Below are 26,069 nucleotides of genomic sequence, written 5' to 3' on the forward strand. Positions count from 1 at the left end.
TTTTATCGCATCTCTTTTATATAAAAAAGAGAGTTATATTCTAATAATGAATGGCAACTACTCCATCCCAATGGGTGAACCATCAGGAATTTTTGGTGCTTCTACCTTTTTAAAATTTGCAGGGGTCTTTTTAAATTTTTCGATATTATTGACAAACTGTGTGTTTATCATTTTTTGCAGTTCGGTTGTTTTTACCGAGTTCAACCAACTTTCAAGCTCATTAAGCTTTGTGTTAACAATAGCATTTACTTGTGGATAATTATCTTCATGTGCAGCTAACGCAAATAGCTGATTTAATACTTGTGCATTCACTATATTTTGCAACTCTTGATGATATGTATTTTCATGTTGTTTCTTAAAAGTCTCTTTTATCACTACATCAATTACTTCTATTAATCCCAATTGAGAAGCATCCAAACTTTTATGCTGAACTAAACGCGAAGCTCTTTGCGGATGAAATAAAAAGCTCAAGGTCATTTCTGAAGCAGTTTCTACGGCTCCAAAAGGGTCAAAAGCAACCCCATTTTTACTTTTAAAAGATTCTCTACTTCTCCCATACCCCATAGCTCTTGGTGGAAACAAATTCAATAACTTTTCGGGAATCGCAAGGTTTTCTACTGCTATTGTTTTTAATAAATTATCTAAAGCTTTACGTTCAATACCCCCACTTACCCTTTTCACTATTTGAGAATTACCACCCTTTACAGCATAACTATAATCCAATCCACCAATCATTTTAGAGGTGGCTTCGGTTTGATAACGATGAAAAAAATACAAGGGTACAAAAATATCTTCCAGCACAGAATAAGGTTCACTTGATTTAATATTATCCTTAGAAAAATTAGCAATTGCATTCTTTCTAATTTTCAATACCTCAAGCAATTCATTGGCTGGATCAGATCCATTATCCCACAAATGAGCATAGGCATGTGCACTACCTGCCGGTCTCGCATCCTGATCAGAAATATATCGCATTCCATTCATAAATGCATTATTTAATATCTGCGGCAACATATCCTCTTCTTTTTGCCCATTCGGAAAATCCTGATATGAATAGGCAACAGTAACTTTATCCCAGTCGCCAATACCAACGGCATAGGCATCTGAAAAATCTATCTTTCCTTCTGTTAATTTAAGTTGGGGATGTGGATAGTCCATTACTGAACCTCTATTTTTTGTACTTGCCGCAAAATTATGAGCAAAACCAATGGTATGTCCCACTTCGTGTGCTGACAATTGACGAATTCTTGCCAAAGCCATTTCCAACGCAAAATTATCATCGGTGTTATTCGTAGCATATGGAGCTTGTAAGGCCTGTGCAATCAAAAAATCTTGACGAATACGCAAAGAACCTAGACTTACATGACCTTTTAAAATCTCTCCCGTTCTAGGATCTGAAATACTACCTCCATAACTCCAACCACGTGTAGAACGATGCACCCATTGAATTACATTATATCTTAAATCTAATGGATCAGCACCTTCTGGTAGCATTTTAACTTGAAAAGCATTTGTATAACCAATTGCTTCAAAAGCCTCATTCCACCAGCTAGCACCTTCTAACAAAGCTGACCGAACAGGTTCTGGGGCTCCACGATCCAAATAATAAACAATAGGCTCTTTGGCTTCACTAATGGCAGCATTCGGATCTTTCTTTTCTAATCGGTGACGGTAGATAAATCGTTTTACAATCGATTCATTTACAGGGGTCGCATAATCCATATAACTCATCGGATAAGAACCAGAACGCGGATCGTACTTTCTCGTTTTATAATCACTATCTGGCAACTCAACAAATGAATGATGTTGCCCCACCGTAACTGACGAAGCATCTGGTGTTACACTTCGTATATTATACCCCTTGGCAGCTCCTTTAAAGGTTAACATAACATCAAACTCCACGTTCTTCGGAAATGCCTTAGTACGCTCCAGATTAAAAGCACTGCGACTTTTATCTAAACTGTAACTCCCTTGAGCATTCCGTTGTAAGCTATTGGCCACACCATGAGCATCTCGCATTAAAAAATCAGTTGCATCTACCAAATAGCTCTTCTTTTTCTCTTCTTTAATTACAAACCCAAATAACACCGATTTTGCAAAAGCCTCTTCAATCGACTTTCTTTCCTCTACATTATCCGTAATAGCTCTGTATGATAAATTAGGCTGAATTAATAAAATTTTATTACCTGCTTTTTTAAATTTCACCACAACACCATCACCCAATTGCCCTCTATCTAAACCAATATCGTTAGAACCTATACCTTCAGACAATGCGTTTACATATAAAAACTCTTTGTTTAATTCTTTTATTTCTAAGTAGATTTTATCTTCACCTTCATCATAATAGAAATTCAAATAGCCTTCGTATTTCGTTACGCTCTGACTATCTTTAAAGAATTGAGCATGTCCAAATTGGAAAAATAAGAATAAGAGCAAGGCTAAAGTTGATTTTTTCATAGGTTAGATATTTTGGTTAAAACTACTAATTTAAATACACAAATTCAAGCTGCTTAAATTATCTAATCTCATTTTTTAGTTTAATTTTGTTTTACTTATGATTACACAAGAAACCATAAAAGATATTGACGAGCGAATAATCAAGCTCAAAAATTACCTAAATATCGATCAGAAATTGATTGAAATTAGTAATGAAGAGGAAAAAGCTTCTAATCCCGATTTTTGGAATAACCCAAGAACTGCGGAAGTATTGATGAAATCTTTACGTGAAAAGAAAAAATGGGTAGAAGATTACAATCTACTTATTACGCATGGAGAAGAACTTCAAATTCTCTTTGATTTTTATAAAGAGGGAGAATCTTCTGAAGAGGAAATCATGAAAAGCTATCATAAGGCGAATAACCTTTTGGAAAGTTTAGAGTTTAAAAACATGCTTTCTGACGAAGGTGATAATTTAAGTGCTGTATTACAAGTCACTGCGGGTGCCGGAGGTACGGAAAGTTGTGACTGGGCCGAAATGTTAATGCGAATGTATTTAATGTGGAGTGAAAAACAAGGCTTTAAAGTAAAAGAACTCAATCTTCAAAGTGGAGATGTAGCGGGAATAAAAACGGTAACCATAGAAATTGACGGCGACTTCGCATTTGGTTACCTAAAAGGTGAAAATGGGGTACATAGACTCGTTAGAATTTCCCCTTTTGATAGTAATGCAAAACGGCATACTTCATTTGCTTCGGTTTACGTATATCCTCTAGCGGATGATAGTATTCAAATTGAAATTAATCCCGCTGATATATCATGGGACTTTGCCAGATCAAGTGGTGCCGGTGGTCAAAATGTAAATAAAGTAGAAACCAAGGCTATTCTAACCCACCACCCTACGGGAATTGTAATTCACAATTCTGAAACGCGTTCGCAATTGGAGAATCGAGATAAAGCTATGGTGATGTTAAAATCGCAACTCTACGAAATTGAATTACAAAAACAACGTGAAAAACGTGATGAAATAGAATCGAATAAAATGAAAATTGATTTTGGTTCTCAGATTCGAAATTATGTGATGCACCCTTATAAATTAGTAAAAGACGTACGTACAGGTCATGAAACTGGAAATGTAGATGCCGTTATGGATGGTGATTTAGATGGGTTTATCAAAGCCTTTTTAATGGCTGCTGGTCAGAAAGATTAACTTTTTTCACATCGTAATGTTAAAACTATTCACTATCTAAAATATTTAACAGTTAAATATGAAAACAAGAATTACCTTAACAGCTCTTCTCTTTACAATCATTGTAAGTTCTCAAAATTATTTAAAAATAAACCAGACTAATGTTGCCATTCAACAAAATAACATAAGTTATTCAAATAATAATTTTGGTTTAAAAATAATTGCATCTGAAATAGCTGCGTTTAGAAACAGTTGGGAAAATCAAAAAAAGAAGGGAGAATATGTTGCCAAAGCTCAATCTCAACTATCAATGATTAAAAAGGCATATAAAGATTCCAAAAGTTACCCAACTGAAATCATTGATGGATGGCATCTAATTATTGCAACTGACAATTACAACTATTGTTCTCCTGCGAAAGTATTGATAGAAAATAATAGTATAAAAGAATTTGTGGTTAATAATTGGACAAAATTATCTCGACCATTCACAACTCTTTCAACTATAAAAAAGGGTAAAGCAATGATAAGTCTTGATTTTGATGGGAATACTGATACTGTTGAAATTTATTTTATTAATGATTTACAAGAACCTACAATTGTAAAAAAACCTCTAGAATCAGCATATATTAGCTTTTGGTCGGATTGGAAGAAAGCAGAATCCATAAAGATTTATTTAGATGAAAAATATTACGGAGATCTTAGCAAAAGGTTCAAAGACTTAAAACCATTATGCTTTGACCTTGGAACGATAACTATTGAAGTTAAACCTGGCAATCATTTCTTTAAAGCTTTTGGAAGAGGCAGTATAAGTTGGGAAGGTTATATTGAAGCAAAAGAAGGATTATGTTTTCAAAACAATCTTAACAAAGAAAATAAAAAATAACGCTATGCTATACTTATGTTTTGAGCAAAATTGACACTACAATAGTCGATTTATAAGGCATTTAATTGATTTAATAAAAAACACGAATCTTATGAACCGATTGATGGAGAAAAATGAATCGTAAAAAACAATACTTCTATTTGGCATTACTATGGTTAATTGTAATGCTACCCAACCTTTTATTAATCTTAATAGGCGAAGATTCCGTTGTTGCATCAGGGCTAAAAAAAATAGTGTTCTTTATTTTATGTGGTGTTTTAATTAGCCTCCCTTTATCCTTTTTGAAGCCAAAATATTTTGGTTGGCTTACCATAGTGCTCTTCCCTTTTATCGTTTTTGAGCTCTCAATGATTTACTTTTACAAAGCTCCATCATCAGAAGAATCTATAAACTTATTATTCTTAACCAATTACCATGAAGCATCCGAACTCCTAAAAGGAAATTTACAAATTGTTTTATATACAATTATCTTTCTTTTTATAATAGTGTGGTTAAGTACTAAGCTTAAAAAAGAATTTAAACTTTTCAAAAAGCAAAAGATTGCTATCGGAATACTTTCTATTGTAATAATTGGCATTTTATATATTAGAAATGTAAATGCAGCAAGTAAATTACACGACAATTGGTCTGAAACTATGGGGCTAGCAAACTTTTCACTGAATGTTCAATTTGGTAAAGTTTTTCCTTTAGACATTGCGATGAAAATAAATAGTGTATCAAACGGCCTTAAGAAAAGGAAAGCGTACAAACAAAACATTAAAAATTTTAAGTTTGGTGCTGTAAAAAATGACACACTAAAAGAGCCTGAAATTTATGTTTTGGTGATAGGTGAAACGGCTAGAAAACATAATTTTAGCATATACAACTATTCAAGAAAAACGACCCCATACTTAGATACTATTAAAAATGTAATTCCTTATACAAATGTAAGTTCAGCCGCAAACTTAACCTCGATAAGTATTCCTTTTATTTTAACTAGAGCTACACCAAATAATTTAGAGGCTAAATTCAACGAACCCGCCGTAATTAATGCTTTTAAAGAAGCTGGTTTTAAAACTTATTGGATTACAAACCAATCCATAGGCGTTGGTAGTGTATTTGGATTTTACTCAAGCTTGGCTGATGTTTATAAAAACACTGCCATTTCTTTAGATGCAGCAACGTATGACGACGCAATATTTCCTGTTTTAGATTCAATTTTACAAGACACCAGCAATTCTAAAAAATTCATAGTAATTCACACTATCGGAAGTCATTTTAGATATAACTATCGATACCCAGAAACTTTTAATCAATTTAAACCTGCATTAACCAGAGGCCTTTCCCTTGAAAGCACAACAAGTCTTTCTAACAAACAAGCTCTGGTTAACAGTTATGATAATTCAATACTTTATACTGATTATGTGTTAAAAAGCTTTATTGAACAATTAAAAAGCAAAAGATCTAATGCCTTTCTATACTATATTTCAGACCATGGCGAAAATTTATATGATGATGACAAAAACAAATTACTTCACGGGTTTGTAACACCCACAAAATACGAGTTTGAAATCCCATTAATAATATGGACTTCAGATAAATACAACAAAAACTACACTCAAAAAGTAGCTGATTTAAAAAGAAATCAACATCTTAAAATATCGTCTATCAATACTTTTAATACCCTGTTAGACATGGCTAATATTAGTTATCCATTAGAAATAAAACAGCAAAGTTTTGCAGACAGTACTTTTAACAAGAATCAACACAGGTATCTTTACAACACAAATGGTAAAGTCATAAAACTAGATTAAAGATGAGCACTATAAACACCATAATCTTCGACCTTGGGGGCGTTTTGATAGATTGGAATCCAAAATATGTATATCGAGAAGTATTTGATGGCGATGAAGAAAAAGTAGATTGGTTTTTGAACGAAATCTGTACTATGGATTGGAACGTTGCACACGATGCAGGACGTTCGCTAAAGGATGGTACAGAACTCCTAATTAAACAATACCCCCAATACGAAGCGTGGATTCGAATTTATTACGACAGATGGGCAGATATGTTAGGCGGCCCAATAAAAGACACCGTAGACGTCTTAAATAAGCTCAAAAAAGCAAATAACACACAATTGTATGCCTTAACCAATTGGAGTGCAGAAACGTTTCCTGTAGCTCTAGAGCGATATAGTTTCTTGCACGACTTTAAGGGAATTGTAGTCTCAGGTACTGAAAAAACCAGAAAACCATTTGCAAAAATCTATGAAATAATTTTAGATAGATATACCATAACACCTGAAAAGGCTGTTTTCATTGATGATAACTTAGACAATGTAAAAGCGGCTCAATCCATAGGCATTATCGGCATTCATTTCCGCAATGCTCAACAATTAGCTCAAGAACTGAACCGCTTAGGAGTTCAATTTTAAAAGGTTTTTGACGTTCTATTTATTATATTTTATATCATACTTTTTGATAATAGCCAAATGTTTATCATCAAGCGAATTCGCCATAAAAAAGGCAATTCCTTTAGCTCCATTGTCATGTGCCTGAACAATTGCCTCTTCAAAATCAGCATAATTATTGCCATAATGACCAACCAGAATTCCTGTTATTAGTTCTTGACCCTTATCTAAGTCACGCACACCCTCTTTAGTTGCAAAACCAACCCAATTTGTATTACCCTGATGATCTTTTTTATAAATCATAGGATAAAAAGTATCCAAATTCCAATGTCCCCAATCTTGTCTTACATATTCACGAGCGAGCTGAGGAAAAGGAAATACAGCTGCTGACGCCTCGGTACCTTCTTCATGGCAAATTTCAACACACTCATCAACTAAAGTAGAAATAGCATTCATTCGGAATTGTTGCCAAGCCGGGTTTTCTTCTTTATCATCTAAATCAATGGGATCAGTTCCAAATTTATCTTTAAATTCTTTTCTTGCTAGAGGATGATATCCAAAATCGTATTGTGGAAGTATTCTATCTTGCACCAAAGGCTCTCCATTATCCTTATATTTCTTTTGCAAATCTGCCCCAAGTATAACGTCTACATATCGTATATAATCAAAATGCACAGAGGCCAAGCCCTTTATTTTTGCTTTCTCTCGAACACCTTTTTTTATAAAATCACGTGCACCTGGAGAAAATGGACTTAAGAAACTATAATAACCAACATAAGGGTGGTAGTCTAAACAATTTTGCCCCAAACTATTTACAGAATACCAATCTGGGTGCTTTTTACACTCAGCGTTACCACCAACATTCATCATCCAATGCCAAGCATGTATTCTTACTCCATATTTTTTTCCCATTTTAATTAGCTCCTTAAGCCTTTCATTGCCTGCTCCAGGCAAAAGATCGGTCAACCCCGCATCTGCTAATTGTTTCATTTTTGCCATTTGCTCTTCCTTGGTTCCCTTTCCAATATCACCCCATGCGGCAAAAGAAAATTTCTTTTTCGAAGAATCATCCTTACTTTTTTCTACATCAACATCACTGGGTATCATGGATAAAAATAAAACGCTTACCATCAATAATACCGTTAACTTTAATACTATTTTCATTTAAAAAATATTTTAATTTATATTAATAATTATGCAAAGGATGATTGCTCCACCCATTAAAAAAGTCAAATTTATCTAAAAAAAGATGGAAGGAGTAATGAAGTCAATAGAAATATGAAAACAATCGCTAAACCTCTAATTTAAATTGAATTTTATCTCCTGTAGCTTTTTGTGCCAATTTGTTAATGGCCATTTCACTCAATTGCAACACTCTAGGGTAACCACCGGTAACTTGGCAATCTCGCATTAAAATAATAAACCTACCTGAAGGCGTTAACTGCACCGTTCCAGGTAACACTGCCGATGTTAACATGGAGGGTAAATCATTTTCAATAACCCCTTCTAAACGATAGCCCATTCGGTTATTATCACTTGAAATAGAAAACAAAACAGTTCTTAATTGCGTTTTCTGTTTAAAACTCAACAATTCATATTCAGGACCTGGATACACCAACAAGTTTCTATCTGTAAAATGCTCCATCTCAATTTTTACACTCGCATTTTTTTGCACCTTTGAATTGCCCCAATCTTCGATAGGCAAAATATCATCTTTTTTCAATATAGCTTGTTGCGTAACACCGCGATAAAAACTTCGACTTCCTAACACTTTTTCTGTTTGAATACCACCTTTCACAGCCACGTAAGTACGAGCTCCGTAAATAGGTTTTTCAAAAGATAACACATCTTTCTTGGATACCAATACTGACCTATTTAAATCGATTGGTTTTTCATTTATTTTGGCTGAAAAATTAGCACCAGAAATACATATAATTGTTTGTTTTTCAAATACTAAAATTACTTTACCTAAAGCAATTTCTATAAGTGCATCAGACGGTGAATTACCAATAATCTGATTCGCTAACTGAGCCGAATACAAGTCCATTACACCAGCGTTAGGCACACCGATATCTGCATAACCCAAACGACCTAAATCTTGAATACTCGTAAAAAATCCCGGAGCGATTACACGTATCATATTTCGGATTTTTTAAGTTTATATTTTCCTTTTTCAACTTCAGATTGAACGTTATTATACGCTGACAATCCTATGGATTTAAATTGAATTTCATCACTTGCTTTCGCAAAACAAGGCTCTTTTGCTTTCACATTAAAAAATGAAATAGGCGAATTCCCTATAACATACCAGCCTCCCGCACTAATTGATGGGTAAATTCCAGTCTGAGCACCACCTATAGCTACAGACCCTTTTTCAACACGTAATCTAGGGTTTGACTTCCTCGGAATATGCAACTTTTGATCAAGCCCTCCTAAGTATAAAAATCCAGGTAAAAAACCAATGAAATAAACAGTATAAATTGTGGACGAATGCAGCTCAATAATCTCACTTTTTGTAAGCTCATTTTCATCCCCTAACTCCTCCAAATCAATCCCAAATTGAGCGTCATAACAAACGGGGATTTCCCATCTATATTTTTTAGTGATTTCTTCATCAACTTCTTGCTCATAGAGCGATTTTAAGTCCAAAATATCGTCATAGATAATATTTATAGTGCTATGGTAAATAATTGTTAATGAAGAATATGTGTTAATTACTTGAATAATTTGTTTAGCACTATTTTTTAGGATTTTATTTTTGAAAGAAATAACGTCTTCGCATATTTTTTTATCAATTCTAGATGGCCATTCAATTAGAATTGCACTTTTTCCGTAGCTTTTATATGTCAGTCTGAAGACACCCATTTAACCAATTTTAATCCCGAAGTTAGGTAATTTTTTTGAGAGGTATTTTAGTATACGAAGAGCATTACTATTATCACCATGAATACAATAAGTTTTGGCTTTAATTTTCACCATTTTTCCATCAATAGTTTTCACCTTTCGCTTAGTAACCATTCTTAACAAATGTTTGAGTACTTTTTTAGCGTCAAGAATCACGGCATTAGGTTCAGAGCGTGAAACTAAGGTTAAATCTGCATTATAATTTCTATCGATAAACGCCTCATAACGCACTTTCAACCCCTGATCTAGTGCCATTTCTGCCAAAATAGAGCCGTAGGGAGCATAAAGCCAAACATCTCTGGTCGTGTTCTTAACTGCATTAATAAGGCATTGAGCAGTTTCAGTGTCAACAGCAGCTTTGTTATACAACGCTCCATGAGCTTTCACGTGATTCATTGTCGCTACTGATTTTCTCAACTCGACATGAACAGCATTTATCTGATCTTCAAGACTCTGTTGCAATTTCTCAAAAGGAATCTCCATCACTTTTCGTCCAAAATTCGCTTTATCAGGATAGGAAGGGTGTGCACCAATATGTACACGATGTAATAAGGCCAAACGTATTACCTCTTTTATCGTAGCACTATCTCCGGCGTGGCCGCCACAAGCAATGCTACAACTACTAATCATTGGCATAAGCTCCATTTCATTACCTATTCCCTCGCCTACGTCGCAATTTATGTCTAACGTAAATAGATTCATCGTGATTATATCAATTCAAACACCTTAAAGATACTCTTTAATCCCAGAAAAATGGTTACGGCTAAAATTATTAAGCCAACGCCATTTTGAATTTTCGTATTCTTAAAGTCACCCAACACTGACTTTTTATTCATTATCCACAGTAAAAATCCAGCAATTACAGGCAATAACATTCCGTTTGCCGCTTGAGCAAATTTGATGATTTCGATTGGTTTTATCCCCAACGAAGACAACAACACTCCTAAAAACAAAATAAACATCCATACGGCTCGGAATTTAGCAGATTTCAGTTCCGTTTTCCAACCTAAACACCCTGTTGCAACGTAAGCAGCAGCTAATGCCGCTGTAATTGTACTTGTGATACCTGCCGCAAACAGACCAATGGCTAAAAAGTATTTTGCATAGCTGCCAAACAAAGGCTCTAGACCTAATGCCAAGTCGGCTGCACTATTCACTTCTTGATGCTGTATAGCCGCTGCGGAAATGATGATACACATAGAAACCAAGCCACCCAAGACCACAGCAATGACTGTATCTTTTCTGGCGTATTTTAAATCGCTTTGCCGACCCCATTTCTCTTTTACCAAACTTGCATGCAGAAAAAGATTATAAGGCACTACAGTGGTCCCTATTAACCCTACAATAGTCAATAGACTACCCTTTGGTGTTTTTGGTATGAATATTCCTTTTATTATTTCTGACAAGTCTGGCTTCGTTAAGATAGCGGTAATTAAAAAAGCAATACTCATCACAGTTACTAAGGCTATCAATACCTTTTCAAGTAATTTATAGTTACCAACATACAGCAACAAAAAGCCCACAAGACCAATAACAAGACTAAAAACATTAAGACGTAAACTACCTATTTCTAGGCTATGATTTTTCATGACAGTCTCCAAACCCAAGACACTACCACTAATATTACCCGCCTCATAAGCCGCATTGCCAATAACGATAGCAGATAAGACCAGGATGATAATAATTTTTCGAAAGATTGGGTTTTTAATTTCAGTTCTTATGACTTCAGAAAGCCCTTTTTGAGTGATAATGCACAATCTGGCAGACATTTCTTGCAAGGTAACCGTAGCAATGATAGACAAGACCATTGCCCAAAGCAATGCAAACCCAAAATGAACCCCAGCAATTGTACACAAGGTTACCGTACCCGGACCAATAAAAGCTGCAGCAACTAAAGGACCTGGACCTATATTTTTAAACCAATTTTTAATCAACCGGCATAGAATTTAAAGCATAAATTGCAAAGCTACCCAGCCAATGTCCGCCCTCATAACTATCTCCAACAATATTTGGTAAAGAATTATTAATATGTTGATTAGCAATATTTTGAAGATGTTTATATTCAGGTATACTTTCAGCTATTTTATTCAAACTCCAAGCTCTAGAAAAGTTAACACCGTCTAAATGCACCAGCTTTCCATCGCTTCTATCAGAAACTTCACCAACGGCTAGTGTAAAGTTTTTATTAGATAATTGAGGAAGGAATGTTGCCATCCACTTCTTAAATTCAACTTGAGGTAAAACCCGTTTCATTAAGGCCGCTTCTTCTAAACATGGAGACAAAAAATCAAAACCACCTGGCTCCCAAGAAATAGGACAATCTGCATCCTTAAAATAAAAATCGTTAGCACGTTTTTCAATTAACGCTGCCAACTCCATATTTTTCAATGTTGTAGCATAATCATAAGCAAATGAAAGTCCGAATGCTGTATTTGCATGCTCTCCAACACGAATAGGATACATTAATTTCGGTAAAAATTCGATGTATTTCTGAACGATTAAGTCTGTTAACGGCTGTAAATTCAACTCTAGCGTTCTGGCTGTTTCATCATCCCAAGTATGAATTTCCTCCGCTAGCTTCAAGAGCCAAGCCCATCCATACGTCCGTTCATACGATGTATTATGCTTTCCCTCAAAATAGGCCACTTCTTTTAAAATGTTCTGTTTAGAAATGTTATTGAGTAGTTTTTCCTTGATTTTACCAGCGTTATCTAATGTTGGAAATTGTTTTAGTAAACTTACCAAACTCCAATGTCCATGCACTGATGAATGCCAATCGAAACAACCATAAAACGCAGGATGTAAGGCAGAAGGCGTTTGCAAATCAGTTGCATCACCAATGGTTTGATTTAATTTATTAGGATATTCAACCTCAATACAACCTATGGGTAGGGACGCTAAATGATTCGCTTCTTTTAAGGTAAGTTGAGGCACAGGGGCAACAACTATTTGTTTTTCGGGAGACTGTTCTTGTGTTTTAGAGTCCGATTTTTTACAACTTACAATCAACAACAAACACAATAATGCATAAAAGTACCTCATATTTTATAACTGTATATAGAATTAAAGCACACTTAATCTATTCGCCTAAACGCACTGCACCACTATAAATTATTATTAAAAAAGTGAACTTCTAATCTATTGAGAAATCTTATATAAACTCAATTTTGATTTTTCAAAATCATGACTCTCGCTTGCTGATTCTAACTCAACTTTTTTGTCAATATTTAATAAAAAGTCTGAAAGCTTATCCAACACAGGATGCTGATCATTCGTATTAATTTCTATCTTCTCTCCATCAAACAAATCAACAATATACGTATATCTAGGCGTATCATTACGTTTAGACTTTTGTTTCCAATCCTTATCTATGGTTGACAACTGACTTCTATTTAGAATCTTCTTCAATTCATAAATGTCCTGTTTGGTCAACTTTCCGATAAAATTACCTTGAGGTTCTGCATAATTTTTACCGTGATAAAACACAGTACCGTCGATATTAATTTGAACTGACATTGAAGGACAGGTACCAAAACAGGTAGAAGAATGAAAAGTTAAGGTCTTAAAATTAACCTTAGACAACAACTTACCTCTATTATAAAATACATATTGCTTGTCTTTTGCTAAAGCACTTGCATCTAATTTGTTATAACTTTCATTACTCTGAGAGTTAACAGGAACAATAACCAATCTATTCTTATTGATTTCTTTAATTTTGAACTTAAATTCTTCCGTTTTAAAATCCCCAGCCAATCTATAATTCATTTTGAACGACAAACTCTTATTTTCTAGATCAAATTGAACTTCTTGTTTTGTATTGTCAAAATTATATATAACAGCATCATTGTCAAAGCGGATATAATCTAAATCCTTATTGATCCATTCGGTCTCTGTTAATATTTTATTACTTGCCTTTGATTGGGCATTTACTGAAATTACCACCGATAACATCAGTAATAAATATAAATTTTTCATTGTAGTAGGGGTTGTTTTATATAAACGCATCGAAATTAGGTTATTTAACTAAAAATCAAACGAATTATGGCCTCAAATTTAGTAAAAATTATCCTAACCATCCTTCTCTATCCAAACTTCTATATTGAATGGCTTCTGAGATATGATCAGGCTTTACGGTTTCAGAATTATCTAAATCAGCAACGGTTCTTGCTACTTTCAATATTCTGTCATAAGCTCTGGCAGATAGATTTAAACGCTCCATCGCCGTTTTTAATAAAGACGTTGAAGCTGCATCTAACTTACAATATTTTCGAATTTGCTTCACATTCATCTGTGCGTTATAGTGCACTTTCTGATTGCCTTCAAACCTTTTAGTCTGCAATTGTCGTGCCATGGTAACCCGCTCTCTAATGACTTTACTAGACTCTCCTTTTCGCTCTTCAGAAAGCTTTTCGAAAGGCACAGGCTGTACTTCTATGTGAATATCTATCCGATCTAACAATGGACCTGATACTTTACTTAAGTACCTCTGCATCTCTGTGGGAGAAGAAGTTACATGTCCTGGAGTGTCGTTAAAATATCCACTTGGACTTGGATTCATACTCGCCACCAACATAAAACTACTGGGGTAGGTAACTGTAAATTTTGCACGTGAAATAGTAACTTCTCGATCCTCTAATGGCTGTCGCATTACCTCTAAAACCGTGCGTTTAAATTCTGGTAATTCATCTAAAAATAACACACCATTGTGAGACAATGATATTTCTCCCGGTTGCGGATATGCTCCACCTCCAACCAATGCGACATCACTTATTGTATGATGCGGCGAACGAAACGGACGTTGCCCCATTAACCCTGAATTTGCCTGAACCCTACCTACTACAGAATGTATTTTGGTAGTTTCTAACGCCTCATGCAAGGTCATTGGTGGTAAAATACTCGGTAACCGCTTGGCTAACATGGTTTTTCCAGAACCTGGAGGACCAATTAATATAATGTTATGACCACCAGAGGCGGCAATTTCCATACATCTTTTAATAGATTCCTGTCCTTTTACATCTGAAAAGTCAAATTCAGGATGTTCTAAATTATCTTCAAATTCTTTTTTAGTATCAACAATAGTAGCTTCTAAGGTAGAATTCCCTTCAAAAAAATCAATAACCTCTTTTATGTTTTCGACACCATACACCTCTAACCCTTCTACAATTGCAGCTTCTTTTGCATTCTGTTTTGGTAAAATAAAACCTTTATACCCTTCTTCTTTAGCTTTAATTGCGATTGGCAGTACGCCACGTATAGGCTGTAAACTTCCGTCTAAGGAGAGTTCACCCATAATCAGATAGTCTGAAATGGTATCACCTTTAATTTGTGAGGAAGCTTTTAATATACCAACCGCTAAGGTTAAATCATACGCAGAACCTTCTTTACGCATATCGGCAGGAGCCATATTAATGGTGATCTTTTTACCCGGAATGCTATAGCCATTGTTTTGTAGAGCAGCAGCAATTCTAAAATTACTCTCTTTTACCGCATTATCAGGCAAACCGACCAAATGATAACCGATACCCTTATCAATATTTACCTCAACGGTAATTGTGGTCGCTTCTACACCAAAAACAGCACTGCCATAGACTTTAGTTAACATTTCGTTGTTTGTTTATAACGGGATTTGCATACATCTTCAGTAAACGCTCTTGAATATCAAGGTCATTACTTTGCGATTGCATGTATTCTTTAAACTCATTTAAATTTTCACGTGTGTAAAAATCGACAAAGAGATTGGTTTTATGCAATATATCATAAGCTATGTAATTCGTTTTAAATAACTTGTAGTTTTTATATACCAATCTATCCATTTCATCTGCAATGGCCCTAACCGTTGTTTTTAAATCGCCTGAAAAATCAATATTTTCTTCATTTAACTTTTCAAAATGTAAACTCACATCGCCTTTATACTCCTCAACACCTTTAATGATGCTATTGATATTTTCAAATTTCGCCTTTTTATATCCTCCTAACTCATCTTTCGTTTGCAACTCCACTGCTTTTTCAACCGCACAAGGCTCATATTCGTAAGATACAGAAGAAATTACAATATGCAAGTCTTTTAAAGATTGCTTCAAATTAGTGCCTCCACTCATTAGCAACATTCGCACCAACCCAGGAAAGGTTTTATCATTACCATCTTTCGTTCGTCCATTACCCTGAGCTATCCATGAAGAAACCTTTTTATGAGCAATAGAATACCGTAAATAGGCAGATAAATTCTTGGCATTTTGCAACAATTCTACACGTGTACCGGTTCTAAAAACAGTATACATATTGTTCAATTTTGCCACACGTTCCATTACCGAGTTTACAATAAGGTTATCGCCTAAAGAAATTTCAGTAAATGGATATCCTCTATGATATAAAGTATATTGTAACAAACCTGAATCTAAAAAGATATCGCGATGGTTAGAAATGTATAGGTTATTCCCTGCTTTCGCTACGTCTTCAAGGCCTGTGATGTGTAAATTATTAATAGAATTTTCAATCAACGAACGAATCATAGGTTCTATAAAGTTGACTTGAAAATCGGCACAATTGTTACATTTATTAAGTTTATATACAATCTCCTCATCTGACCAATCAGGATAAATATAACGTACGCCGTTTTTAAATTTAGTATTGGTAGTTAGCCATTGCAAGGCTGCATCAATTTGCTGTTGATTGTAAGGTGCAATGGTTTCAAATATAGTAGCAATTTCTTTGGTTATTGTCATACAATTGTTTGATTATACCTGTTTCTATTGGCCGTAGGCTCATTGTATCTTGTAATACAGCTTAAAAAACAGGAACTTTATTTACATCTTAGACTTGATGCAACAATATTTTTTTTAAAAATATGGCATTTCCAATCAATATACAAAATTATCTTTTATCAATAAACAAAATGGGTTTTCTGCTCATTTTAGGGAATTTCAAGGCATTAATAGACTCAATATCATGTATTTCTAACGTTGGCAATACTCTTAACTTGGCACGGCAATGGTCTTTAATACGGTCTAATAATTCGTGAGAAGGTGATTCTGTTCCAATTTTTATCAAGATCTCATCCGTACCAATGTCATTATGAGAAATTTCTATGATGTAATTTTCAATGGCATCAAAATCATTTAATAAGTCATATAAGGCAGGTGGGTATAGCGTAGTACCCTTATATTTTACCATTTGTTTTTTTCTTCCCATAACAGGACTCAAACGCATTGTATTTCTACCACAAGCACAAGGTTCTCGATGCTCTCTAACAATATCTCCCGTTTTAAAACGCAACAATGGCATCGCTTCAACACCCAAGGTAGTAATGGTTAATTCGCCATATTCCCCTTCTTTTACAGGATTGTTATCGTCATCTAATATTTCGGTAATGATAAGTTCAGGATGATGATGCCCGCCTTGTTTAGCTTCGCATTCCGTAAAAGCCGTACTCATTTCCGTGGACGCATAGGTAGAAAATAAGTCAATTTTCCACTTTGAAGTTATTTTATTTGCCAACAGGTTCAATGAAAAATCTTCGTTACGCAATGACTCTCCAATACAGATTACTCCTTTTACGCTAGACGCATTGTAATCTATCTTGTTGGCCTCGGCATAAGCAATCAGTTTTAATAAAAAAGAAGGTACAGCAATTAAATACTTAGGGTTAAATTTTAAAATAGAATCCCATTGTAATTCAGGTATACCCGCTCCTACCCTAATAATACTTGCTCCTAGTTTTCTGACTCCTAAAAAATACGCCAAACCTGCCACAAATCGCCTGTCCATCGTTGTCATTAGCTGCACAGTGTCATTTTTAGTAACACCTGCACAGGCAAAAGAAATGGCTTCGTTATAGGCCAATCTATCTAAATCAGCATCAGTCAACGCGAAGGTAACGGGGTTACCCATGGTACCTGAAGTTGTAACATAATCTACAATATCGTTTTTAGGCACACATAAAAAATCATCGTTATGAAGCTGTAAATCGTCTTTGGTAGTTACCGGAATTTTAGCTAAATCTGACAGTGTTTTAATGCTAGAAATAGCTATATTTTGAGAGGCAAATACTTTTTTATAGTACTTAGAATTTGCTTGAAGATACGTTAATAAGATCTGTAATTTCTCTTCCTGAAAATGTTGAATTTCAGCGGTAGATTTAGTTTCAATAGTTGGCGTCATGCAATACATATGTGAGAGGGCTAAAGTATGAAAAAAGTGGACAGTAAAAAAAGTTTACAGCTGGCAGTATTTAGCTCTCTGGCTTTTTGAACTGTTTACAACACGCCGTTAATAAAAATAACCTAGGGTACAGAGCAGTGTTTCTAGTCCATTTTTAAAATTAGAATTTATTTTAACAGAATATTAAGAAGTTGGCAAGGTTTTAGATAAACCTCTACTTTTACTAACAAAAACTTCATTAAAATGAGAAAACTACAATTGTTGAGCCTATTCACTATTATTTCTTTAACCACCGCCTTTGCACAAGAAGAATGTGATGAACTAAAAATGGTACTGAGTAACAAAGAAGCTGTAATAGCTACGCAAAAAGAGGCTATTGCAAAACAGCAAAAAGAAATAGCATACTACCAAGAGACACTAAATTTAATTAATTCCAAAATTTCTTCAGAAACAAACGACGTTACGTTTAAAATTACTTCAGCAACCGGCGATACTAACTCTGCAGAAGTTCTTATTGAAGGTCTAATGATAAATAATGGTGTATTACGAATGATGCAAATTGGTAGTACCGAAGCGTTTGACCCACAAGGAAATAGCTTAAAGTACTCAAAATTAAACATTGGTCTTGGTAAACGTGTAGATAAATTATTCAGTGATGTACCTGTAAAATTCTCAGCCTCCTTAAAAGGGGTGATAGAAGGGACTCCATTTATTAAAAGTTTGGTAGTAAAATTTTACACAAAAAGTAGTGGCCCTCAAAAAACAATCAGTGTTGCCTTTAAAAACATCCCTGTAGTCTGGTAATAAAACACAGAATGCCTCCCTATATTATTTTGAATACTATTTATATCACAAAAAACAGATATCAATGAGGTAGTAAAACCGCTTATAAGAAAGAATTTTATGAGTATGAGAGCATGTAAGGAAGAAATTTAAACAATCTTGCAATGGCTAAAGTGCTATTCAAAAAAGTTGAGGACAACGATACATTTCCATGGTTTCTTCCATTGTTTTCTTAAATCGGTGTATCAATTCCTGAATTTCTGCCTCATTATACGATGCAAAACCTATACGGATACAATTGTGACCTAACTTAGCACTATCATATCGTTGCCAATTGCCAATTTCTAAGTTGTACTTTTTGGCAACTTCAGCAACAGTTGCCCATGAATATTTTGAATTCAACTTGGCCCAAACTGCCATCCCTCCTATGGGCGTATCAAACTCAATACAACTGCCCAATTCATCTTTTAATAATTTACAAAACAAATTGCGTCGTTGCTGATAAATTTTCATCACCTTACGAATATGCCGATCTAAATCGCCCGACTTTATAAAATCAGCAAATGTTAATTCTAGTAAGGCATCCCCTTGCCTGTCTACAACACCTCTTAATTTCGAAGCTTCATCAACAAATTCTTTTGAAGCAATTAAATAACCAATTCTAAAAACGGGAGCTACTGTTTTACAAACCGAACCAATGTATATTACGTTTCCGTTGGTATCGTGACTCGCTAATGGTAAAATTGGAGCGTGATTGTAATTAAAATCGTAATCATAATCATCTTCAATTATTGCAAAATTATAGTGCTTTGCAAGGTTTAAAAGGTGAATTCTCCTTTTGGCTGAAAGCGTTACGGTTGTTGGGTGATGATGATGAGAAGTTACATATACCGCCTTTATTTGTTTTTGTTTACAGAGCTTTTCAATGACATCAGTTTGCATTCCGTTTTTATCTACCAAAACACGCTCTAGGGTAGCTTGTTGATTTAAAAAAGTAATATCTGCCGACAAATAATTGGTGTTTCCAACCACCACCACATCATCTTTTTGAAGTAACAACTGTGAAGATAACCAAATTCCCATTTGGCTACCACGCGTTATCAATACATTTTCTTTAGAGATATGCAAACCTCTGGTAGCATTTAAATAAGTCACCAAAACTTCTCGCAACGTATCATTTCCATATGTAGAGCCGTAAGATAAGTGTTCAAAAACGTTTTTTTTAGAAGAAATCCGTCGATAGGTTCTTGCAATTTCATCCATGGGCGTTAATCTCGCATCTGAAACACCATCATCAAAATACAAAAATTCTTCCTTCCTTTTGGCAAGGCTTTTAGGTGAGATATTATTCTTATAAAAAGAAAATCCCGTATCCATTTTTAAATCAGAAAGGACAGTATCATCTAATTTTTGCTGATTTAGTACTGGTAAATTACGATGTACAAAAGTTCCTTTTTTAGGAATACTTTCTACCCACCCCTGAAGCAACAACTCTTCATAACAAGCAACAATTGTTTTCCGATGCACATGGAGCTGTGCCGCCAAGGTTCTACTACCAGGAAGCTTCGTGGTAGGTGCCAAGGTTTGATTTTTTATAAACTGAATAATTTGATTAGACAGTTGTAAATACAACGCCTGATTGCTATTTCTATCAAATTGAATACTGGTTTTGTACGGAAACATCTGGACTATTAAATATATCTATTCTGGACGATTATGACAGTCCACAAATATATTATTTTTGAAGTGTAAAACAAAACCGCCCTATGATTCATCTCGAAAAATTTAATCAATCAGATTATAACAGGTTAATCAACTGGATTACTTCAGAAGAGCAAATGGTACTTTTTAGTGGACAAATATTCGATTACCCCATTACCAACAGTCAACTTGATAGGTATCTTGACTGTACCGATAGGTTGGTATATAAAGCAATTCAAACGGACACCAATGAAGTTATTGGTCATGCCGAATTAAATGCTATCAATGTAAGAAGTAGCAGTGCACGAATTTGTCGGGTTTTAATTGGCGATAAAAACGCTAGAAACAAAGGTATTGGAAGTTTAATTATCAAGGAATTGGTACGTATCGGTTTTACAGAACTCAAACTGCACCGCATAGATTTAGGGGTACATGATTTTAATACCCAAGCCTTAAAATGTTATGAAAAATGCGGATTTAAAATAGAAGGTTTACTCAAAGATAATATGAAATTTGGCACTGAATTTTGGTCATCATACAATATGAGTTTACTCAACAACAAAATATAAAAACAATATAAAATAGAAATAGTTTGTTAGAAATAAGACCCAATTGCGAACATTGCAACAAAGATTTACCAAACACAGCCACAGATGCCATGATTTGCTCTTTTGAATGTACATATTGCAAAACATGTGCACTTGAAATTTTCGAAAATGTATGTCCTAGTTGTTCCGGTAATTTTGTGGAACGCCCTATTAGGCCACAACAAGAAATAAGGCAACACCCTGCTTCAAATGAACGTATTTTTAAACCAAAAGAGTTGGAAAAAGCAAAAATAAATACTGAAAAATTTAAAAACCTATCCCCAGAAAAAAGATAATTATGAAGGAATATTCAAAATCGAAATTAAACAGAGTAAAGCGTGGACAAATTAGAGCTACTTATGATGTTGAAAAAATCAACACCATTTTAGATGCTGGTTTTATAGGCTATGTAAGTTATGTATATCAAGGTGGAGCTATTACGTTACCCATGGCTTATGGAAGAAAAGACAACAAAGTGTATTTGCATGGCTCGCAAGCCAACAGAATGTTACTCGCTTTATTAGAAGCAAAACAAATGAGCATAACGGTTATGCATTTAGACGCATTAGTTTTGGCTCGTTCTGGTTTACACCATTCTGTAAACTATCGTTCTGCAACGGTATTTGGTACCGTAAAAAATATAGTAAATCCAAAAGAAAAAGAGGCAGCTCTTCATTGTTTTATGGAACATATGATGAAAGGAAGATGGGACGGAATTAGACCCATGCATCCAGAAGAAATAGACCGAACTTTAGTCGTAGAAATGACTATAGAAAATGCCTCTGCTAAAATTAGAGATGTGGGTGTGGGCGACGAACCTGAAGATTACGAATTAGAGGTCTGGGCAGGTTTAGTTCCTATAAAGCAAGTTGCCGAATATCCAATTGTTGATAAAGGGTTACCTCAACAACTAGATATTCCGAAACATGTATTGGATTATTATGAGCAACACAAAGCATAAAAATACGTGGACAACTCATGAACAATGTATGAAACACTTTTATTTAGATATAAAAAAAATAAAATTTAATTTATTAACTTTGAATGCATTATCACTTAAAGAAAACAGTATGTAAATAGTTACCTTTTTGTTTGGCAATTAAATTTGACAATAGCTACAAAAAAACGAGTGATTGCAAATATGACTTTATTATGAAACCTCAAATAAAACGTATACTTAGAATCCTATTTATTATGGCAAGTATAGGCTCTCTGTACTTTGTACCGTGGATTCTTGTAAAAGCATGGATAATGCCACTACCCGATACCGTTCAAGAACAAGTAAATAAGGCGATAACGTACGGTTTTGACGGAATGATTGTGTATGTTGATGAAGCAGGCAAGCCGCCGGCATTTTACGCAGCAGGATATAAAAACAGAGCAGAAAAAACACCCGCCGATCCAACATCATTATTTAAAATTGCCAGTATAAGTAAATTGTATGTGGCGGTTGCCATTACAAAGCTGGTACATAACAAACGTTTGTCCTTAGATGAAACCCTTGCCCATTACTTTCCTGAATTGGTAGGAAAAATTGCATATGCAGATAAAATCACCCTCAGAATGATGGTGCAACACCGTAGTGGCATTCCCAATTACGTAGACCATCCCCATTTTTGGGATAATCCGTCAAAAAATAATGAAGAAGCCCTTGCTTATGCATTAGATATGCCACCGACCTTTAAACCCGATACTGATTATGGGTACTCAAACACCAATTATTTGTTACTCCGTAGGCTTATAAAAAAAACAGTGGGTTATGATGACCACCAATATATAAAGGAAGTTATTTTAACACCTTTAGGTCTGAAAAATACGTTTGGATCTTTGAATGAAGTACACATAGGTGATGTTATGAGTGGCTATTATGTGGGGTATGACGACGATTTTAAAACAGATAATGTGGGTATGCTAGCTACTGCTGAAGATGTGGGTACATTTATACGAGCATTAAATGAGGGTACTGTATTTGACACAGGCGAACAAGAAATCTACAGTTCTATTTACGAGTATGAGCACACCGGATTGGTACCTGGCTACCAAAGCATTGCAAAATACCATAAAGACATAGACACCGTAGTTATTCAATTTACGAGTACTACAAATTTTGACGGCTACAACTGGAATTTATCAGAGATTTTTTACAGTAGAGTTGTAAAAATAGTGAAGAAAAGTCGATACTAAGATCAGACATTTCAGCTACACTACGATATAAAATGTTAAAGCTATTTATGGAGCAGTAAATGATAAAAAAAATAATGTATTTTTACCCCATAAACATATTTAACAAATCTCGATTCCCCCATTTTTATGAAATATTTTAGCACTATCCTAATCCTTCTTTTTATAGCTACCACATTATTATATTCTTGTAGAATTGACCCAAAAGCAGCCCCTAAGGCTAAAACAACCAAATCTATTACTGGAGAACCTGCTCAAAATGCAAGTGGCGTTTGGCACTATACCTGTCTAAGTGGTTGTGCTGGTGGTGCTGGTGCGGCTGGTATGTGTGAGACTTGTGGAAACCCCTTAGTACATAATACGGTTTATCATGGTGGTAGTACACCAACACCAACAGGCCCTAATGCTAATGCCCCCTTTGTTGTACCACCTGCTACAACAAGTGCTACTAATGCAAATGGAGTTTGGCATTACACCTGTAGTAAAGGATGTGCTGGAGGTGCTGGAGCAGCTGGCTCTTGTGTTAATTGTGGAAACACATTGGCTCATAACCAAGCGTATCACCAGTAAAACATACGCCACCCCAATATTTCATAGAATTTATTAATTCAATAACTCCATAGTTTTAGAAACACTAAACAACCTGTAATTGTAAATAAAACAGTGCACTCACTTTAACATGCATTTGTTGAAATGCATTAACTTTGGATAGCTCGCTAACCAGCACTTAACTTTTCTATCCGTAATATTTGAAAATTAGATGTGGTTTAAGCGAAAATAACGTTTAACGTTAAAAGGAAATAAGCACTCCCGAAGCGTCGGGACGTTTGTACAATAGTTGCCATACATTAACGGAACGCACTCAAAATAGAAAATAGTAATAAAATTATGGATAAAAAAAAAGAAAATAAAGGAAGTCTGATTTCAAGTATTGGTGGATTATTTACAATAATTGGAATGACATTATTAACATTGAAAAGTTCAGCTATATTTTATCTTTCTTTTACAATACTTGGTGTGGTTTTAGCTGCTTATGGCGTTTTTGTAATGCTTAAAGCAGGACAAATAGGTGGAAATAATAAAAAATAAATAACCTTGAATTTTCAATAAAATTGAGAACGAGAATCAAATCGAGCTTTTTAGTAAGTTAGTGGGATAAAAATCTGAATTGGAAACTAAAAAAAGTCTTGCCTCTATTACAAAGTGCCAATTGTTTTACTTTAACACACTAAATATAATACTAAATGAAAATTGAACGAATATTAATAGTATTATTAGCTATAATTAGTATCGTAATTGGAATTAAATACTATCAAGTAAATGAAATTAACAAAAATTTAATGAATAGTAAAAACTTCAATTCTAAATGGAGTCCAAGTGAAGAAATGCTAAATAGTTATTGGAAAAATAACAACAAACTATCTAACCAGTATATTGACCGAAACTTTGATAATAATTATGAGATTATAAATACATATGATTACGTCGGAAAATTAACACAGTCAAGTTATGACTCCAATGAAAATGGAATTTATGAACGGAATAAAATTTTTAATGTTATTGGAGAGGTGGTTGGAGCCTGCAATGATAAGGACGAAGATGGAGCAATAGATGAATTAATTATGTCTTTGGATAATAATAATGAATTGAAATTTATTGATTCTGATATTGATGGGCGTTATGAAAAAGTAATTATGACTAATAAAAAAATTCATAAAATTACTGAGATTAATATTGATAGTTTATTTAATCACGAATACTAAATCTTTTGCAGTCAAGTCTTAACACAAACCAGTACATTTATTTACAAATTATCCAATTATGTTACTTTAACACGCTTAATTCCCTTTCGTAAAAAGAGCAACGAGCAGCATATACATTGGAGTCCAGCTACCAAGAAAAAAAACGAGGCGAAATTGAACAGCCAAATAGTTCGAAAAGAAATTAAAGCAATAAAAAAGATGAGTTCCATTTTTTTTGAATCAAACAGTTATTTTATTGATGAAAAAGTTAATTATTTTAAGTTTGAAAATAGTTACAAAGTGTTTAATGACAAAGGAAAAGAGATTGGTTCTGTAAACCAAAAATTATCGTTTGGACAAAAAGCTCTGAGCTTACTCTTAAATAAAAGCATGTTGCCTTTTCAACTAGAAATAAAAGATACTTCTGGTAATTTACAAACCACAATATCTAGAGGTTGGACCTTCTTTATGTCAACCATTGTAATTGATGATGCTAAAGGCAAGACTATTGGTTCTATAAAACAGAAGTTTAAATTATTTAAACCCACTTTTAAAATAGTTAATACATCTGGGCAAATTCTGGCTGTAATTAATGGCGATTGGAAAGCTTGGAACTTTCAAATAAAAGACGGTTACGACAAACCGATTGGAACCATAAGTAAAAAATGGAATGGTGCAATGAAAGAAATTTTTACCTCAGCGGACAAGTATAATGTAGATTTTAATTCAAACTATACCGATATAACCAATAAAATGGCAATACTATCAAGTGCCATAACCATTGATATGGTTTTAAAAGAAAGTAAATAATTACGTACAACCTCTTGTTAATAAAACAGTAAAAATACCAAACAACTATTGCTGTTAATTTCTTAACTTTGAAAGTGTTCGCTAACAAATACTTCATTTTTCAATTCATATAATTTGAATTTAGTTTTTGTTTAAGCGGAAACTAAAACCATAACGGGTATAAACGCTCCCGAAGTATCGGGACGTTTAAACAATTGTTGTAGTGCATTTGAAAAAAAAATCAAAAACAACCAAATTTATTAACTGGGGGAATTTAAAAATATTAAAGAATTTAGAATTACAAAGGAATTCACAATCACCCCAATTA

General features: G+C 34.3%; 25 protein-coding genes. 13 read left to right on the forward strand and 12 right to left on the reverse strand.

Going from position 1 to position 26,069, the window contains the following annotated elements; all coding sequences use genetic code 11:
* Positions 1-57: 57 nt before the first annotated feature.
* Positions 58-2,457 (reverse strand): zinc-dependent metalloprotease, encoded by a 2,400-nt coding sequence (locus tag FF125_RS14210; protein WP_138950386.1) that lies wholly within the window; start codon positions 2,455-2,457, stop codon positions 58-60.
* A gap of 97 nt (positions 2,458-2,554) precedes the next feature.
* Here FF125_RS14210 and prfB point away from each other — a divergent pair, with 97 nt between their 5' ends.
* The 4 genes from prfB (at position 2,555) to FF125_RS14230 (ending at position 6,921) form a co-directional block, all read left to right on the forward strand.
* Positions 2,555-3,646 (forward strand): peptide chain release factor 2, encoded by a 1,092-nt coding sequence (gene prfB / locus FF125_RS14215; RefSeq protein WP_138950387.1) that lies wholly within the window; start codon positions 2,555-2,557, stop codon positions 3,644-3,646.
* A gap of 58 nt (positions 3,647-3,704) precedes the next feature.
* Positions 3,705-4,508 (forward strand): hypothetical protein, encoded by an 804-nt coding sequence (locus FF125_RS14220; RefSeq protein ID WP_138950388.1) that lies wholly within the window; start codon positions 3,705-3,707, stop codon positions 4,506-4,508.
* A 113-nt stretch (positions 4,509-4,621) separates the two neighbouring features.
* Complete coding sequence (locus tag FF125_RS14225; RefSeq protein ID WP_138950389.1) at positions 4,622-6,301, forward strand: phosphoethanolamine transferase; 1,680 nt, start codon at positions 4,622-4,624, stop codon at positions 6,299-6,301.
* A 2-nt stretch (positions 6,302-6,303) separates the two neighbouring features.
* Entirely contained in the window at positions 6,304-6,921 is a 618-nt protein-coding gene (locus FF125_RS14230) for an HAD family hydrolase (protein WP_138950390.1), read from the forward strand.
* 15 nt (positions 6,922-6,936) lie between these two features.
* Here FF125_RS14230 and FF125_RS14235 read toward each other — a convergent pair whose 3' ends face one another.
* The 10 genes from FF125_RS14235 to FF125_RS14280 all read right to left on the reverse strand — a co-directional run bounded on the left by FF125_RS14235 (position 6,937) and on the right by FF125_RS14280 (position 17,967).
* Complete coding sequence (locus FF125_RS14235; protein ID WP_138950391.1) at positions 6,937-8,061, reverse strand: family 10 glycosylhydrolase; 1,125 nt, start codon at positions 8,059-8,061, stop codon at positions 6,937-6,939.
* Between the two features lie 127 nt (positions 8,062-8,188).
* Entirely contained in the window at positions 8,189-9,037 is an 849-nt protein-coding gene (locus FF125_RS14240) for a 5-oxoprolinase subunit C family protein (RefSeq protein WP_138950392.1), read from the reverse strand.
* On the reverse strand, positions 9,034-9,762 hold the full coding sequence (pxpB, locus tag FF125_RS14245) for a 5-oxoprolinase subunit PxpB (protein WP_138950393.1): 729 nt from the start codon (positions 9,760-9,762) through the stop codon (positions 9,034-9,036). The genes FF125_RS14240 and pxpB overlap by 4 nt, the downstream gene beginning before the upstream one ends.
* Positions 9,763-10,503, reverse strand: a complete 741-nt coding sequence (gene pxpA / locus FF125_RS14250; protein ID WP_138950394.1) for a 5-oxoprolinase subunit PxpA — start codon at positions 10,501-10,503, stop codon at positions 9,763-9,765.
* A 5-nt stretch (positions 10,504-10,508) separates the two neighbouring features.
* Positions 10,509-11,735 carry an Nramp family divalent metal transporter gene (locus tag FF125_RS14255; RefSeq protein WP_138950395.1) on the reverse strand — a complete coding sequence of 409 codons (1,227 nt, stop codon included), beginning with the start codon at positions 11,733-11,735 and terminating at the stop codon, positions 10,509-10,511.
* Positions 11,728-12,843, reverse strand: a complete 1,116-nt coding sequence (locus tag FF125_RS14260) for a DUF2891 domain-containing protein (protein ID WP_138950396.1) — start codon at positions 12,841-12,843, stop codon at positions 11,728-11,730. The genes FF125_RS14255 and FF125_RS14260 overlap by 8 nt, the downstream gene beginning before the upstream one ends.
* Positions 12,844-12,939: 96 nt before the next feature.
* Positions 12,940-13,776 (reverse strand): DUF6438 domain-containing protein, encoded by an 837-nt coding sequence (locus FF125_RS14265; protein WP_138950397.1) that lies wholly within the window; start codon positions 13,774-13,776, stop codon positions 12,940-12,942.
* 88 nt (positions 13,777-13,864) lie between these two features.
* Complete coding sequence (locus tag FF125_RS14270; protein ID WP_117883410.1) at positions 13,865-15,403, reverse strand: YifB family Mg chelatase-like AAA ATPase; 1,539 nt, start codon at positions 15,401-15,403, stop codon at positions 13,865-13,867.
* Positions 15,393-16,523 carry a lysophospholipid acyltransferase family protein gene (locus tag FF125_RS14275; protein WP_138950398.1) on the reverse strand — a complete coding sequence of 377 codons (1,131 nt, stop codon included), beginning with the start codon at positions 16,521-16,523 and terminating at the stop codon, positions 15,393-15,395. The genes FF125_RS14270 and FF125_RS14275 overlap by 11 nt, the downstream gene beginning before the upstream one ends.
* A 148-nt stretch (positions 16,524-16,671) precedes the next feature.
* Positions 16,672-17,967: a phenylacetate--CoA ligase family protein gene (locus tag FF125_RS14280; protein ID WP_138950399.1), complete on the reverse strand. Its 1,296-nt coding sequence runs from the start codon at positions 17,965-17,967 to the stop codon at positions 16,672-16,674.
* Positions 17,968-18,201: 234 nt separating this feature from the next.
* Here FF125_RS14280 and FF125_RS14285 point away from each other — a divergent pair, with 234 nt between their 5' ends.
* On the forward strand, positions 18,202-18,762 hold the full coding sequence (locus FF125_RS14285; RefSeq protein WP_138950400.1) for a hypothetical protein: 561 nt from the start codon (positions 18,202-18,204) through the stop codon (positions 18,760-18,762).
* Positions 18,763-18,921: 159 nt separating this feature from the next.
* Here FF125_RS14285 and pdxR read toward each other — a convergent pair whose 3' ends face one another.
* Positions 18,922-20,424, reverse strand: coding sequence for a MocR-like pyridoxine biosynthesis transcription factor PdxR (pdxR, locus tag FF125_RS14290; protein ID WP_138950401.1), 1,503 nt, complete (start codon positions 20,422-20,424; stop codon positions 18,922-18,924).
* An 83-nt stretch (positions 20,425-20,507) separates the two neighbouring features.
* On the opposite strand from pdxR, the gene FF125_RS14295 reads away from it, so the two are divergent.
* The 8 genes from FF125_RS14295 (at position 20,508) to FF125_RS14330 (ending at position 25,762) form a co-directional block, all read left to right on the forward strand.
* The gene (locus FF125_RS14295) at positions 20,508-21,011 is read left to right on the forward strand and encodes a GNAT family N-acetyltransferase (protein WP_138950402.1); all 504 of its coding nucleotides are present in this window, start codon (positions 20,508-20,510) and stop codon (positions 21,009-21,011) included.
* Positions 21,012-21,034: 23 nt separating this feature from the next.
* A complete protein-coding gene (locus FF125_RS14300; RefSeq protein ID WP_138950403.1) occupies positions 21,035-21,325 on the forward strand; it encodes a DUF1272 domain-containing protein in 291 nt (96 codons plus the stop codon).
* Positions 21,326-21,327: 2 nt separating this feature from the next.
* Complete coding sequence (locus FF125_RS14305; RefSeq protein WP_138950404.1) at positions 21,328-21,990, forward strand: pyridoxamine 5'-phosphate oxidase family protein; 663 nt, start codon at positions 21,328-21,330, stop codon at positions 21,988-21,990.
* A 191-nt stretch (positions 21,991-22,181) separates the two neighbouring features.
* A complete protein-coding gene (locus FF125_RS14310) occupies positions 22,182-23,213 on the forward strand; it encodes a serine hydrolase domain-containing protein (protein WP_138950405.1) in 1,032 nt (343 codons plus the stop codon).
* A gap of 126 nt (positions 23,214-23,339) precedes the next feature.
* Positions 23,340-23,780: a hypothetical protein gene (locus FF125_RS14315; protein ID WP_138950406.1), complete on the forward strand. Its 441-nt coding sequence runs from the start codon at positions 23,340-23,342 to the stop codon at positions 23,778-23,780.
* Between the two features lie 318 nt (positions 23,781-24,098).
* The gene (locus tag FF125_RS14320; protein WP_138950407.1) at positions 24,099-24,299 is read left to right on the forward strand and encodes a hypothetical protein; all 201 of its coding nucleotides are present in this window, start codon (positions 24,099-24,101) and stop codon (positions 24,297-24,299) included.
* 155 nt (positions 24,300-24,454) lie between these two features.
* Positions 24,455-24,973 carry a hypothetical protein gene (locus FF125_RS14325; protein ID WP_138950408.1) on the forward strand — a complete coding sequence of 173 codons (519 nt, stop codon included), beginning with the start codon at positions 24,455-24,457 and terminating at the stop codon, positions 24,971-24,973.
* Positions 24,974-25,126: 153 nt separating this feature from the next.
* Positions 25,127-25,762 (forward strand): LURP-one-related/scramblase family protein, encoded by a 636-nt coding sequence (locus FF125_RS14330; RefSeq protein WP_394344105.1) that lies wholly within the window; start codon positions 25,127-25,129, stop codon positions 25,760-25,762.
* Positions 25,763-26,069: the final 307 nt, after the last annotated feature.

This window comes from Aureibaculum algae, from assembly GCF_006065315.1.
Lineage (GTDB): Bacteria > Bacteroidota > Bacteroidia > Flavobacteriales > Flavobacteriaceae > Aureibaculum > Aureibaculum algae.

Coding starts and splice junctions, on each gene's coding strand:
- FF125_RS14325 (WP_138950408.1), top strand. CDS start 24,455: ATGAAAATTGAACGAATATTAATAGTATTATTAGCTATAATTAGTATC.
- pxpA (WP_138950394.1), bottom strand. CDS start 10,503: ATGAATCTATTTACGTTAGACATAAATTGCGACGTAGGCGAGGGAATA.
- FF125_RS14240 (WP_138950392.1), bottom strand. CDS start 9,037: ATGATACGTGTAATCGCTCCGGGATTTTTTACGAGTATTCAAGATTTA.
- pxpB (WP_138950393.1), bottom strand. CDS start 9,762: ATGGGTGTCTTCAGACTGACATATAAAAGCTACGGAAAAAGTGCAATT.
- FF125_RS14295 (WP_138950402.1), top strand. CDS start 20,508: ATGATTCATCTCGAAAAATTTAATCAATCAGATTATAACAGGTTAATC.
- FF125_RS14310 (WP_138950405.1), top strand. CDS start 22,182: ATGAAACCTCAAATAAAACGTATACTTAGAATCCTATTTATTATGGCA.
- FF125_RS14285 (WP_138950400.1), top strand. CDS start 18,202: ATGAGAAAACTACAATTGTTGAGCCTATTCACTATTATTTCTTTAACC.
- FF125_RS14260 (WP_138950396.1), bottom strand. CDS start 12,843: ATGAGGTACTTTTATGCATTATTGTGTTTGTTGTTGATTGTAAGTTGT.
- FF125_RS14230 (WP_138950390.1), top strand. CDS start 6,304: ATGAGCACTATAAACACCATAATCTTCGACCTTGGGGGCGTTTTGATA.
- FF125_RS14320 (WP_138950407.1), top strand. CDS start 24,099: ATGGATAAAAAAAAAGAAAATAAAGGAAGTCTGATTTCAAGTATTGGT.
- FF125_RS14210 (WP_138950386.1), bottom strand. CDS start 2,457: ATGAAAAAATCAACTTTAGCCTTGCTCTTATTCTTATTTTTCCAATTT.
- FF125_RS14265 (WP_138950397.1), bottom strand. CDS start 13,776: ATGAAAAATTTATATTTATTACTGATGTTATCGGTGGTAATTTCAGTA.
- FF125_RS14225 (WP_138950389.1), top strand. CDS start 4,622: ATGAATCGTAAAAAACAATACTTCTATTTGGCATTACTATGGTTAATT.
- FF125_RS14315 (WP_138950406.1), top strand. CDS start 23,340: ATGAAATATTTTAGCACTATCCTAATCCTTCTTTTTATAGCTACCACA.
- FF125_RS14235 (WP_138950391.1), bottom strand. CDS start 8,061: ATGAAAATAGTATTAAAGTTAACGGTATTATTGATGGTAAGCGTTTTA.
- prfB (WP_138950387.1), top strand. CDS start 2,555: ATGATTACACAAGAAACCATAAAAGATATTGACGAGCGAATAATCAAG.
- FF125_RS14275 (WP_138950398.1), bottom strand. CDS start 16,523: ATGACAATAACCAAAGAAATTGCTACTATATTTGAAACCATTGCACCT.
- pdxR (WP_138950401.1), bottom strand. CDS start 20,424: ATGTTTCCGTACAAAACCAGTATTCAATTTGATAGAAATAGCAATCAG.
- FF125_RS14280 (WP_138950399.1), bottom strand. CDS start 17,967: ATGTATTGCATGACGCCAACTATTGAAACTAAATCTACCGCTGAAATT.
- FF125_RS14305 (WP_138950404.1), top strand. CDS start 21,328: ATGAAGGAATATTCAAAATCGAAATTAAACAGAGTAAAGCGTGGACAA.
- FF125_RS14220 (WP_138950388.1), top strand. CDS start 3,705: ATGAAAACAAGAATTACCTTAACAGCTCTTCTCTTTACAATCATTGTA.
- FF125_RS14270 (WP_117883410.1), bottom strand. CDS start 15,403: ATGTTAACTAAAGTCTATGGCAGTGCTGTTTTTGGTGTAGAAGCGACC.